Here is a 13,337-nt window from a genome sequence, read left to right on the forward strand (position 1 = left end):
CAGCACGCCGTACCGCAGGGCAACGCTTTACAACGTGGGTTGTAAGGCGTTGCGGAGGGGATGACCGCGTTCCCAGACTGCAGGCACACGTCGCCCCGCCCCGGCAGGAGAGACCTCATGCCCGCTCGTCGTTTGAAGGCTCTGATCGCGGTGCCCACCGCGCTGGCCATGCTGCTCGGACTGCACGGCCAGGCGGCCGAGGCAGCGACCACGTCTACGGCCAAGGACAAGCCCTGGTCACCGCCCAAGGAGAAGTCGGTCACCGGAACCGATGCCGCGGTCAAACCGCGCCGGCCCGACCCCACCGACCGCTCGGTGCTGACCGGGACACCAGCCGTGGCCTGGCCGAAGGCCGGTACGGCGCAAGTCCGGCTGCCGGACCCGTGGTCGTCAACGCTGGCAGGGACCGGGGACAATCCGACTGCCCAGGCCGACGAACTCCCCGTCCGGATCGGCCGCCCAGAAGGGAAGGCAGATCCGGCACCAGCCGAGGTCAAGGTGGAGCTACTCGGTCGACGTGCCGACCGCCTGCTGCTCAAGGTCGACCGGACGGACGGCGTCGCCAATGCCGGCCGGCTCACCATGGTGGTCGACTATCGCGGCTTCCAGCACACCTACGGCGGCGACTGGAACAGCCGCCTCCGCGTGGTTCAGCTGTCCGGGTGCGACACCTGTGCGGGCACTCCGGTCAAGACCAGCAACGACGGATCAGGCGAGTTGTCGGCCGAGGTATCGACCGGCTCGTTGTACGCCGTAGAAGCAGCGCCGGGTGGGCCCGCTGGCGACTTCAAGTCCTCCCAGCTGAGCCCTGCCGCTACCTGGCAGGTCGGCGGCTCGTCGGGTGACTTCAACTGGCGCTACCCGATGGAGGTGCCGCCCGGGCTCGGTGGACCGGCGGTGGACCTGTCGGTCGACTATTCGTCCGGCTCGGTGGACGGCCGGACAAGTGCCACCAACAACCAGCCGTCCTGGGTGGGCGAGGGCTTCGAACTCGAGCCAGGTGGATCGATCGAACGGAAATACGCCAGCTGCTACGCCAAATCGGAGCAGTCCGGGACCAACGACGACCGCAAGATCGGCGACCTGTGCTGGGCGACCGACAACGCCACGATCACCCTGAACGGCAAGGGCGGCGAGCTGATCCGCGACGACGCCACCGGTGTCTGGCGTTCGCGAGGCGATGACGGTACGACGATCGAGCGGCTCACCGGTGCGTCGAACGGTGACAACAACGGCGAGTACTGGGTTGTCACGTCCGACGACGGCACCAAGTACTACTTCGGCCTGAACCGGCCGACCGGCTGGGCCAGCGGCAAGCAGGAGACGCAGTCGACCTGGACCGTGCCGGTGTTCGGCAATCACAAGAACGAGCCCTGCTACGACAGCAGCTTCTCCAGCGCGCACTGCCAGCAGGCGTACAAGTGGAACCTCGACTACGTGGTGGACCGGCACGGCAACACGATGAGCCTGTTCTACGACGTCGAGACCAACTACTACGGCCGCAACGCGAGCTCCTCCTCGGTCAGCAAGTACACGCGGGCCGGCAACATCGCCCGGATCGAGTACGGCCAGCGCGATGGAGCCGTCTACTCAACCCCAGCGGTCGGGCGGGTGCAGTTCACCACTGCGGAGCGCTGCAGCCCCGGCAGCACGTGCAAGGTCAGCGACCCGGCCGGCTACCCCGACACCCCGCTTGACCAGTCGTGCACGAGCAGCAGCAAGTGTGAGAACAAGTTCACCCCGACGTTCTGGACCCAGAAGCGCCTCGCGAAGGTCACCACCGAGGTCTGGCGCGGTACGGCGTTCGCGTCCGTCGACTCGTGGACGTTCCGGCACACGTTCCCCGCACCGGGCGACGGAACCCGAGCCGGGTTGTGGCTGGACGGGATCGTGAACACCGGTCACGTCGGCGGAACGGTGCCGACACCGGAGGTCGGCTTCGACGGCATCCAGTTGCCGAACCGGGTTGCGGGCATTGACGGGATCCCGGCAATGAACTGGTTCCGGGTCAACGCCGTCCACTTCGGCACCGGCGGTGAGCTGGCGGTCGCGTACTCACCGACCGAGTGCAGCGCGCCGGGCAATGTGCCGGCTCCGGACACGAACGGCAAGCGCTGCCACCCGGCGAAGTGGACGCCGGACGGGCAGGCCGAGCGGCAGGACTGGTTCAACAAGTTCGTGGTGACGCAGGTGACCGAATCCGACCGGGTCAGTGGACTGGACCCGGTGGTGACGAAGGTCGACTACCTCACCCCGCCCGCTTGGCGGCACGACGAGGAAGACGGTCTGGTCGAGATTGGCAAGAAGACGTGGGCCCAGTGGCGCGGTTACGAACGTGTTCGAGTGACCAAAGGCAGCACCACCGGACCACAGGCGATCACCGAGCACCGGTACTTCCGCGGCATGGACGGCGACAAACTCGCCTCCGGCGGTCAGAAGGACGTTCACATCACGGACTCGACCGGCGTACGGGTAGAGGATCTTGACCCGCTGGCCGGAACAGTCCGGGAGTCGATCACGTACGACGGCACGAACGTGGTCGAGCGATCCGTCACCGATCATTGGGTGTCGGCGCCGACCGCGACCCGGGTCCGGTCGTGGGGAACCACCCGCGCGTACAAGGTCGAGGACACTGCGATCCGGCAGGACGAGGCCGTCGCCGGCGGCGGGCTGCGCCGGAACTCCTCGCGGAACACCTACGACGCCGATGGCCGAGTGACCGAGTCGGTGGACTTCAACAACGTCGCCGAACCTGACGACGACACCTGCACCCGGTACAGCTATACCGCCAACCCTGCGGTCGGGTTGAAGGAACTGCCGATTCGGGAGCAGACGGTGAAGGTTGCGTGCGACAAGCCGTGGACCGCTGCGGACGTGCTGCAGGACGACCGGATCACGTACGACAACGGTGCCGCGACACCGACGAAGGGTGACATCACCAAGGTCGAGGAGCTGACCGGTTTCGACCCGGCCGGTGCGCCTGTGTACAAGACGAGTTGGGAGGCGGCGTACGACTCGTTCGGCCGGACCACCAGCACCACCGACGCGTTGCGGCGGACCACGACCAAGGCCTACCTTCCGGCCAGCGGTGGACCGGTGACCAAGACCGTGGTGACCCATCCGAACGGCCACCAGGTCACCGAGGACATCGACCCCGCCTGGGGCGAGGAGACCGCGGTGACGGGGCCGGACGGTCGCCGTACCGAGATTGCCTACGACCCGCTCGGCCGAACCTCCAAGGTCTGGGAGCCAGGCAGGAACCGCACCGAGACACCGAACTTCTCCTACGAGTACCAGCTGCGCGGGGACGGGCCCGGCGTGGTGAAGTCCACCACGCTGCAGGCAGACAACAGCCTGGAAACCACGATCGAGCTGACCGATGGGCTGCTGCGGCCGCGGCAGGTCCAGGAGCCGGCGCCGGGTGGCGGCCGGACGGTCACCGACTACGTCTACGACTCGCGCGGCGAGCTGGTCAAGGAGAACGGCCCGTACTACAACAGCGCACCGCCGTCCGACCAGGTCCTGGTCCCGCGCGAAGCTGAGTTGCCGCTGCAGAAGGTCACCAACTACGACGGCGCGATCCGGCCGACCAGCCAGGTGATCAAGTCCCGCAACACCGAGAAGTGGCGCACCACCTATAGCGAGACGGCCGACGTTCACACCACGACACCGCCGCAGGGTGAGAAGCCGAGCACTCGCATCACCGATGCCCAGGGCCGCCTGATCGAGTTGCGGCAGTACTCGGCCGACACCGCGACCGGCTCGTACGACAGCACGAAGTACACCTACACGCCGGCCGGTCAGCTCGCGTCGGTGACGGACCCGGTTGGCAACGCCTGGACCTTCGACTACGACCTGCGCGGCCGCAAGATCAAGGAGTCCGACCCGGACAAGGGCGTCAGCACTTACACGTACGACGACGAGGATCAGCTGCTCACCAGTACGGATGCTCGCGGCGTCACGCTGGCCTACAGCTACGACGAAGTCGGCCGGAAGACGGCAGTGCACGAGAGGTCAACCGCCGGACCGAAGCGAGCCGAGTGGCGTTACGACAGCCTCGGCGCCGGGCTGCCCACGTCGGCGATCCGGTACGTCGACGGCCAGGCCTACACGACCGGCATCACCGGCTACGACAGCGGTGGCCGTCCTGAGGGCATCGAGGTGACTCTGCCGGCCCGCGAGGGTGCGCTGGCGGGGACGTACCGGGTCCGGAACACCTACAACCCGGACGGCGAGGTCGCGAGTACCGAGCTGCCGGGTGTCGGTGGGCTACCGGCGGAGACACTGCAGTTCGGCTACAACAGTCACGACCTGCCGACCACGCTGACCGGCGCCACGTCGTACGTCACCGGCACGAGCTACACGCCGTACGGCGAGGTCGAGTCAGTGACCATGTCCCAGACGAGGGGCAAGTGGGTGCAGCAGTTGCGCGAGTACGAGGCCGGCACGCGCAGGCTGACCCGAGTGATCACGGAGCGGGAGACAGCGCCCGAACGGGTCGCGGACGTCAACTACAGCTACGATCCGGCCGGCAACATCCGCAAGATCAGTGACGTCCCGTCGGCAGCCAGTGGCGAGGCAACTGACACTCAGTGCTTCGACTACGACCACCTTCGTCGACTGACCGCGGCCTGGACGCCGGCCAGCAACGACTGCACCACAGCCCCGGACGCGAGTGCGCTGGGCGGACCGGCGCCGTACTGGCAGTCGTGGACCTTCGACAAGGTCGGCAACCGCCAGACCGAGACCCGACACTCGGCCGGCGGCGCAAACACCAGCACCTACACGTATCCGAGCGTTGGTCAGGCGCAGCCGCATGCTGTGCGCAAGGTGTCGAACGGAACGACCGAGAACACCTACGCGTACGACGAGATGGGCAACCTGACCCAGCGGAAGCTCGGCGGGGTTGAGGAAACCTTCACCTGGGACGCCGAAGGGAACCTGGAAGAAGTCACGAAGAACGGCAAGACCACCGCCTTCGTGTACGACGCCGACGGCAACCGCATGCTGCGTCGCGACCCGAGTGGGACGACGTTCTATCTCGGGCAGACCGAGCTGCTGCTCGAACCGAACGGCACTCTCACCGGCACCAGGCACTACGCGCATGGGAAGCAGACCGTCGCAGTCCGGGTCGGCGACAAACTGACCTGGCTCGGCAACGACCATCACGGTACGCCGGATCTCGCGATCGACGCCGACACGCAATCCGTCCAGCGCCGCCGATCGACGCCGTACGGGGAAAGTCGCGGTACGCCGCCGGCCGGCTGGCCTGGGCAGAAGGGTTTCGTCGGCGGGGTGAACGATCCGAGCACCGGACTCGTGCATCTGCAGGCGCGGGAGTACGACCCGACGATCGGGAAGTTCATCTCGGTCGACCCGGTGGCGGAGTACGAGGATGCCCAGCAGCTGAACGGGTATGCCTACGCGAACAACAGCCCGGTGACGTACGCCGACCCGGACGGACAGCTCGCGTTCATCCCGATCATCATCCTGGCCATCCGGCTGATCCCGATCATCATCCGGGTGGTGCGAGCGGTACCGACCATCGTCCGGACCATGGTGCCGGTCGTCCGGACGATCGTGTCGAGCGCACGGCACGTCGTCGCCGGGATCTCCCGCGTGGTTCAGACGGTGCGCAAGGTGACGACGCTGGTGCCGCGGATGAAGACGGTGATCAAACGGATCGCCTCCAACGTCCGCAAGACCAAGACCGTCACCACCCGGCAGACGAAGTACGGCCGAGGCCCAGGCACCGCGAAGAAACCGACCTCAGCCGCCAAGAAGGTCGCCGCGGCGGTGAAGCGCAACGTCGCGAATGCCCGCAAGGCCGCGGAGAAACGATCGCGGCAGCGCGCGATCGACAAGGGGCGGAAGGAGGAAGCGAAGAAGGCGAGGGCCAAGGCGAAGGAGGAGGAGCGCAAGGAACGGGACAAGAAGACCCTGCCCCAGCGGTACATCGAGTCCCGTCAGCCTGCCAGGAAGACCCGTGGCCCGGACCCCAAGGACTATCAGGAAACGATCGACGTCGCTAATCCGCCGAACGGCTGGACAGGCACCACCGCAACGAAGGGCGATCCACTGCCCGACCCGATCAACGACCCGACCGGTCATCCGCACTTCGTCAGTCCGAAGGACACCCATCTGATGCGACCGGGACCCGGGGCGAGCAAGGCGAAGTGGGTGGCCTACTACACCTGGGAAATCCTCAAGCCCTTCCTCCAGCGGCCTCCCTCCTGACGTCGTGTCATCGAGCTGTCATCGTGCGTGGCGAGAATTTGAGGAAAGGGGAACGACCTGGGGGATGACAGTGCGGATTCATTTCACGCCACGCGACCTGGCCCGGACCACCGTGGCCACGACGGCGGCGCCGCTGCTGGAGGCAAGGCTCAGCCTCCGGTTGCTGCGCCACGAGGAAGGTGAACGGGTGTTCGGGCGATGGCGTCAGCGGGTTCGGGCGACCGTATCCGCTGACCGGTTGCAGCGGTTGTTCGAGCAGACCGAGCTCGAATCGCTGCGCGCGTACCACGAGGTGGCTATTGCGCCGTACTGGCGGTCGATCAACGCTCAGGTGACCACCGAGAACGCCGAACTCGGCGACGACCTGGCCACGTACGGCGTCGATACCGTGCTCAGTCGCCTGCACGAGCGCGTCGTCTGGTCGCCGCCGGAGCTGCACCTACCTGACCTGACCGGGCCGGATCTGCACCTCGGCGGACGTGGAATCAAGCTGCAGCTGTCGGTCTTCTGCTGGCGTGCACCCACCAAACTGCTCGACTCCGACGGTCGGCCGGTGCTGGTTCTTCCGGTACGGCAGGCCCCGACCCTGCTCCACCTGGCCGGTACCGAGCCACGGCGCGCCCTGGCCGCCGTACTGGGCCCGACCCGTGCGGCGGCACTGGACGCGGCCCTGGTGCCGTGCACCACCACCGAGCTGGCGAGGCGCTGCGGGATCACGCCCAGCGCCGCCAGCTACCACGCCGCCATCCTCCGCGAAGCCGGTCTGATCAGCAGTAGCCGGGTTCGCTCCACAGTTCTGCACCACACCACCCCGCTCGGCCGCCGCCTGTTGTCCGGCCGAGCGCAAACTCCCGAATCGCCAGTCACACACCCGAAATGAGGCCTGTATGCGAAGGGTTCGGCGTACGTTGGCAGCTGTTGTCGTTGCTGTCTTTGCCGTCAGCAACGTTTTGTCTCCGGCGGCGGCTGATCCGTTGCCGGTGGTCAGTGCCACTGCCAGTGCTGACGACGGCAACGTCGCAGCGAACACACTGGACGGCGACCTGACGACGCGCTGGTCCGCGCAGGGCGATGGCGTGTGGATCCGTTACGACCTCGGGTCGGCGCAGACGGTCGGGTCGGTGTCCATCGCCTGGCATCAGGGGAACAGCAGGAAGCAGACCTTCGACGTCGAGTTGTCGGCGGACGGTTCGACGTGGAGTCCCGCGCTCACTCGCAAGGTCAGCAGCGGCAGCACGACACAACTGGAGAAGTACGACATTCCCGACGCCTCCGCGCGGTACGTGCGCGTGGTCGGCCACGGAAACACGTACAACAACTGGAACAGCATCACCGAGACAACGATCGCCGGCGCGGACGGCCCGGGCGGTGAGTGCCGGTACCCGGCCGACGTCCTGGACCTGCAGAACTGGTACGTCGGCCTGCCGATCGGCGAGGAGGAGAGCCCGAAGAACGTCTATCAGCCCGAACTCGCGACGTACTCGATCGACCCGTGGTTCGTTCCGAAGGCGGATTGTTCGGGGGTGCAGTTCCGGGCTGCGGTGAACGGCGTGACCACGAGTGGTTCCAGCTATCCGCGCTCGGAGTTGCGTGAGATGAACGGCTCCGCGAAGGCTAGTTGGTCGTCCACCTCGGGCACCCACACGATGGTGATCGACCAGGCCATCACCGCTGCTCCGCAAGGCCGGCCGAATGTGGTCGCGGGTCAGATCCACGACGCGAGCGATGACGTGTCGGTGTTCCGGCTCGAGGGCAGCCGGCTGTACGTGACCAATGGCAACACTTCGCAGTACAAGCTTGTCGACGGCAACTATGTGCTCGGGACGCGGTTCCAGGCGAAGTTCGTGGTGAGCGACGGGCAGATCAAGGCCTACTACAACGGCGTCCTGCAAACGACGATCGCGAAGACCTTCTCCGGCGGCTACTTCAAGGCCGGTGCCTACACGCAGGCCAACTGCGGCAACGCGTCACCGTGCTCGGCTTCCAACTACGGCCAGGTGGAGATCTACGACCTGAGCGTCACCCACTCCAACGGCAATCCGGCCGAAACCACCGCGGCCGAGCGGTTCGGATGGGGTACGCCGTTGCCGGGGTCGGACGAGTTCAACTACGGCTCGGTGGGCGCGCCCGCCGTACCGGACCAGACGAAGTGGAGCCTCGCTGGTGGGGGAGTCGACCAGTGCTGGCCTGGACACAATGAGAACGGTCGACGTTGTGACGCGAACACCCGGGTTGTCGGCGGGGTGCTGCGGATGCTGGGCGAGGCTGACGGTGACAGCGGTTGGCTGGCCTCGAAGAACGGGCGCCAGTATGGGCGGTGGGAGGCGCGGGTTCGGTCGGTCAATACCGGTACGGCGAACGGTCGCGAGTACCACCCGTTGCTGATCATCTGGCCGGATTCCAACAGCCGGCTCGCGGACGGCGAGTACGACTACCTGGAGAACGGGGCGCCGGGGGAGGCCTGCGCTGAGGCGTTCATGCACTACCCGCACGACCCCGGGCCGGTCCAGCAGGAGCACGCCTCGGAGACGAACTGCGGTACGCCATTGTCGGAATGGCACAACGTTGCCTTCGAATGGACGGCCACCCATGTTGCCGGTTTCATCGACGGGCGGGAGTGGTTCCGCTTCTCTGACGGCGCTTCCAGCACCCGCGAATGCATGCAGTGCATGACGTCTGGCCACCAGACCATCCAGCTCGACAACTTCTACGGCACGGACATGACAGCGGCCACCTATGAGCTCGACTGGTACCGCGAGTACGCCGCCCCGGCTGCTCAGGAGACCCGACTGGTTCCGGTGTCGACTTCGGCGCAGCTGTCCTCGGCCTTCGCGGCGGCCCAGCCGGGTGACGCGATCGAGCTGGCAGACGGCTCGTACACGATCGGCAAACTGACCCGGTGTGCGGGCACGGCCGAGAAGCCGATCGTGGTCCGGGCCGCACACCGCGGCGGCGCGACCATCGCCGCCGGTCAGCTGGAGCTGTCGGGTTGCTCGTACGTCACGGTCGAAGGACTGCGCTGGCGCACCGATCAGACACTCAAGATCACTTCGTCACATCACGTTCGCCTGACTCGCAACGACTTCCAGCTGACCGAGGACGAGTCGCTCAAGTGGGTGCTGATCGGTGGTACAGGTAGCCACCACAACCGGATCGACCACAACGACTTCCACGACAAGCGCCAGACCGGCAACTACGTCACGATCGACGGATCCGCGACCCAGCAGTCGCAGTACGACGTGATCGACCACAACCACTTCCGCGACATCGGACCGCGCGCGGCCAACGAGATGGAGTCGATCCGGGTCGGCTGGAGTGAGATCTCGCAGTCGAGCGGGTTCACCACGATCGAGCACAACCTGTTCGAGAACTGCGACGGCGATCCGGAGATCGTCTCGGTGAAGAGCAACGACAATGTCGTTCGCCACAACACGTTCCGGACCTCGGCCGGCGTGCTCTCGGCCCGGCACGGCAACCGGAACTCGTTCCACGGCAACTTCTTCCTCGGCGGCGGCAAGGCCGGCACCGGCGGCATCCGGGTCTACGGGCAGGACCACAAGATCTTCAACAACTACTTCGCCGACCTGCGCGGCACCGGGTACGACGCCGCACTCAGCCTGGACGGCGGTGACGTGGACACGTCCGGCGCGCTCAACAAGCACTGGCGCGTCTATCGCGCTCTCGTTGCCAACAACACCTTCGTCAGCAACGCCTCAACCATCGAGATCGGCCGCAACTACAGTCTCCCGCCGGTCGACTCGACCATCGTGAACAACATCGTCACCGGCACGGCTGGGCCGCTCATCCAAGAATTCAAACCGCCGGTGCGACTGACCTACACCGGCAACATCGCCCACCCAACCGGCTCAGCCACCGTAGGCATCGACAAACCAGCCACAGCAATCCGAGTCGCCGACCCACAGCTAGCCCTCGACGGCACCCTCTACCGCCCAGCCCCCGGCAGCCCAGCCGCCGACACAGCCGTCGGTTCCACCATTACCGACGACATGGACGGTCAGCCCCGCGACGCCGTACCGGACGTAGGCGCCGACGAGCTCTCCACCGCCCCCATCCTCCAAACCCCAGCAACCGCCGCAAACGTAGGTCCCAACGCTCCCTGAACCTCACTGTGGCGGCTGCAGGATTTGACCTCAACCATGCTTGAGGTCGAAGACTGGGGCTTCGACTGGAGCGTTGGGAGCATCGGATGATCGCGGTGGGTGTGGTTCTGCCATCAGTCACGGCTCAGCGTGCGCAGGGACTGGACCTGCGGACGGCCGCGCGGCATGCGGAACAGGTCGGGCTGGCCAGTGTTTGGCATGGCGATCACCTGGCGATCGGTTCGCCTGTGCTCGACGTGATGGTCGGCTTGGCGACGGTCGCTGCGGTCACCGAGACGATCGCGATCGGGGCCAGTGTGTTCATCCCTGCGCTGCGCCCGCTCGCGTTGGCAGCCAAGCAGGTCGCGAGCGTTCAGCACCTGAGCAATGGCCGGGTCATCCTCGGGATCGGATCCGGGGGAGGGCCCGCCCAATGGGCGGCAGCCGGGGTACCGTACGCCGATCGAGGCCGCCGTACCGATCGAGCGCTCGACCTGCTGCCCGGGCTGCTTGCCGGGGAGCCGGTCGTGGTCGATGGGCAGCGGGTGGTTCTCGAACCGGCGGTGACTCGGCCGCCGTTCTGGGTCGGCAACGCATCTGCTGTTGCATTGCGTCGTGCCGCACGGGCTGGCGATGGATGGTTCCCTTCACTGATTCCGGCCGCCGAGGTGGCGGCCGGTGCAGCCCGCTTGGCGGAGCTGGCTGACACGCCGCGGGTGATCGCTGTCGGCGCAACGGGCGCGCTCGGCGGCGACGTCGCCTCGCAAGGGGAGATCGAGGAATCCATTCGGGCGAACTACGGCCGTGCGGCGGTCGGCGTACCGATCACCGGCGGTCCACGCCAGGTCGCCGACCGCCTCGCAGAATTCCACCAGGCCGGTGCCCATCACCTCGTGATGGGTTTCGCCGACGGCGACTGGAGAACGCAATGTGACCTCCTCGCCGACGCCACAGCAACCCTCTGATTTGCGGGCATTGCCTGTACGGCGCACTCCACCCCACCCCATCAAATGCAGCCGGGGCGGCCGGAGTTTTCGTTCGGGACTCCTGTTGTCTGCTTTGGCGGTTTAGGGTCCAGCGCGCATCCCGCCCAGCTCTGGAGGTACCCGTGCCAATGTCCCGACGTTTCCTGCGCCTGCCGGTGGTTCTCGGTGCCGGCCTAGGGCTGGTCGCCAGCTCGGTGATCGGTCTTCCGGCCGGTGCGCAGACGAGCATCGCGTCCATTCACGCCGTGACCGAGACGCCAGCTCAGTTCGACGATGACGCGGGTGGCAACGCCGACGCGGATGACCCGGCGATCTGGCGTAACAAGGCGCAGCCGTCGAAGAGCCTGGTGATCACGACGGCCAAAGAGGGCGGGCTGAAGGTCTACAACCTGGCAGGTGTCCAGGTTCAGGCGTTGCCGGTGCCTGCTCCGCCGGGGCCGGGGCTCGAGAGCGGCCGGTTCAACAACGTTGACCTGTTGTCCGGTGTGCAGTTCGCTGATGGCAAGGCTGATGTTGCGGTCGTTTCCGACCGGGGACGCGACCGGATCCGCACGTACCGCATCAATCCGGGCAACGCTGCCGCGCCCCTCACGGACATCACGGCTGCGTCTGTGCCGCGCGTCTTCTCGGCGACCGAGGCCGAGGTCGAGGATCAGAACACGGCGTACGGCCTGGCTGCTTACACCGACCGGGCGACCGGCAAGCACTACGCGATCGCCAGCCGGCGGAACAACACCACCCTCAAGCTGGTCGAACTGAAGGTGGTCGGTGCATCCATCACCTACACGGCCGTGCGGAGCTACAGCCTGCCCGCCACTTTCACGCTGCCCAACGGGACGCGGTGGGCACCTTGCGACGAGCCGGGTACGACGCCTCAGGTGGAAGGCATCGTCGTCGACACGCATACCGGCAAGCTGTACGCCGGGCAGGAGGATGTCGGCATCTGGAAGCTGAACGCCAACCTCACCGGGTCATCAACGCTGGTGGACAAGGTGCGCGAGTTCGGAATCCCCGGCACCTATGACCCGGAGACCGACGAGTGCACTGCCGGGGCAGATCCCGGGTACGGCGGCGCTCACGTCAACGCGGATGTCGAGGGGCTGACCATCTTCGACGATGGTGACGGCGAGGGCTACCTGCTCGCCTCCAGCCAAGGTGACAACACCTTCGTCGCCTACGACCGCGAGGGATCGAACCGGTTCGTGACCAACTTCAGGATCGCGGCCAAGAGCACGATCGACGGTTCCGAGGAGTGTGACGGCGCCATGGTGTCAAGTGCTTCCTTCGGAAGTGCCTACCCGGACGGCCTACTCGTCGTACAGGACGGCGCCAACACCCCGGACGTGGTCGGTGACGACGGCGAGCGAGGTGTAGCACAGCGCCAGTTCGCGGGCCACGGCAGCTTCAGGAGCACCGGTCATGCCGACGACGGACCAGCCCTGGGCCGCGTGCCACAAGGACTCGGCACGGGTGGAGAAGCGAGGGCCGTTGATGACCACCATCGTTCCGTCCGGTACGACGTTGCCGGTGGCAATGATCGTTGCGCGGCCGGCCGGGCAGTACGGGTCGGCGGCCGAGGTGTGGACGGCCGCGTCGTCGTACACGGTCTGCGGCCGGCCCCACGTGCGGTCGACGTACTGGTCGGGGACGAGGAAGGTGCCAGGGGTCAGTTCGGGCCGCAGCGAGCCGACGGCGCAGGGAGCAACGACCTGGCGGACGCCCAATGAGCGCAGCGCCCAGAGGTTGGCGCGGTAGTTCACGCGGTGCGGCGGGAAGCGGTGGTCGGCGCCGTGCCGCGGGATGAACGCGACCTCGCGGCCGGCGACCTGCCCGACGACGGGCGGTTCGCTGGGCGGGCCGAACGGCGTACTGACGTCGACGCGGCGCGCGTCCGCCAGGAACGAGTAGAAGCCGGAACCACCGAGCACACCGATATCAACCATGAATCCGACGCTAAATGCGTCCGGCCCGCTGATGACGCGATTCGGCCGGACCGTGAGCGCTCCGTAAGGGG

At 66.7% G+C, this 13,337-nt stretch carries 5 protein-coding genes and 1 pseudogene; 5 read left to right on the forward strand and 1 reads right to left on the reverse strand.

Going from position 1 to position 13,337, the window contains the following annotated elements; genetic code table 11:
• Nucleotides 1-117: 117 nt before the first annotated feature.
• From E1261_RS04330 to E1261_RS04350, 5 genes and pseudogenes are all read left to right on the forward strand, one after another.
• Nucleotides 118-6,237, forward strand: a complete 6,120-nt coding sequence (locus E1261_RS04330; protein ID WP_165952354.1) for an RHS repeat domain-containing protein — start codon at nucleotides 118-120, stop codon at nucleotides 6,235-6,237.
• A 64-nt stretch (nucleotides 6,238-6,301) separates the two neighbouring features.
• Nucleotides 6,302-7,117: an ArsR/SmtB family transcription factor gene (locus E1261_RS04335; protein ID WP_132402186.1), complete on the forward strand. Its 816-nt coding sequence runs from the start codon at nucleotides 6,302-6,304 to the stop codon at nucleotides 7,115-7,117.
• A 7-nt stretch (nucleotides 7,118-7,124) separates the two neighbouring features.
• The gene (locus E1261_RS04340) at nucleotides 7,125-10,358 is read left to right on the forward strand and encodes a chondroitinase-B domain-containing protein (RefSeq protein WP_132402189.1); all 3,234 of its coding nucleotides are present in this window, start codon (nucleotides 7,125-7,127) and stop codon (nucleotides 10,356-10,358) included.
• Between the two features lie 86 nt (nucleotides 10,359-10,444).
• Nucleotides 10,445-11,302 carry an LLM class flavin-dependent oxidoreductase gene (locus E1261_RS04345; RefSeq protein WP_132402191.1) on the forward strand — a complete coding sequence of 286 codons (858 nt, stop codon included), beginning with the start codon at nucleotides 10,445-10,447 and terminating at the stop codon, nucleotides 11,300-11,302.
• A gap of 149 nt (nucleotides 11,303-11,451) precedes the next feature.
• Nucleotides 11,452-12,606 (forward strand): annotated as a pseudogene (locus E1261_RS04350) (phytase); the annotation flags it as partial.
• 24 nt (nucleotides 12,607-12,630) lie between these two features.
• Here the strand turns inward: E1261_RS04350 and E1261_RS04355 are convergent.
• Nucleotides 12,631-13,266 carry an S-methyl-5'-thioadenosine phosphorylase gene (locus E1261_RS04355; protein ID WP_132402194.1) on the reverse strand — a complete coding sequence of 212 codons (636 nt, stop codon included), beginning with the start codon at nucleotides 13,264-13,266 and terminating at the stop codon, nucleotides 12,631-12,633.
• Between the last annotated feature and the right edge of the window lie 71 nt (nucleotides 13,267-13,337).

The organism is Kribbella albertanoniae (genome assembly GCF_004348455.1).
In the GTDB taxonomy this organism is placed as follows: Bacteria; Actinomycetota; Actinomycetes; order Propionibacteriales; family Kribbellaceae; genus Kribbella; species Kribbella albertanoniae.

What these genes read in the sequence shown, in the direction of transcription:
- E1261_RS04330 (WP_165952354.1), top strand. Translation starts at nt 118, where the DNA reads ATGCCCGCTCGTCGTTTGAAGGCTCTGATCGCGGTGCCCACCGCGCTG.
- E1261_RS04335 (WP_132402186.1), top strand. Translation starts at nt 6,302, where the DNA reads ATGACAGTGCGGATTCATTTCACGCCACGCGACCTGGCCCGGACCACC.
- E1261_RS04340 (WP_132402189.1), top strand. Translation starts at nt 7,125, where the DNA reads ATGCGAAGGGTTCGGCGTACGTTGGCAGCTGTTGTCGTTGCTGTCTTT.
- E1261_RS04345 (WP_132402191.1), top strand. Translation starts at nt 10,445, where the DNA reads ATGATCGCGGTGGGTGTGGTTCTGCCATCAGTCACGGCTCAGCGTGCG.
- E1261_RS04355 (WP_132402194.1), bottom strand. Translation starts at nt 13,266, where the DNA reads ATGGTTGATATCGGTGTGCTCGGTGGTTCCGGCTTCTACTCGTTCCTG.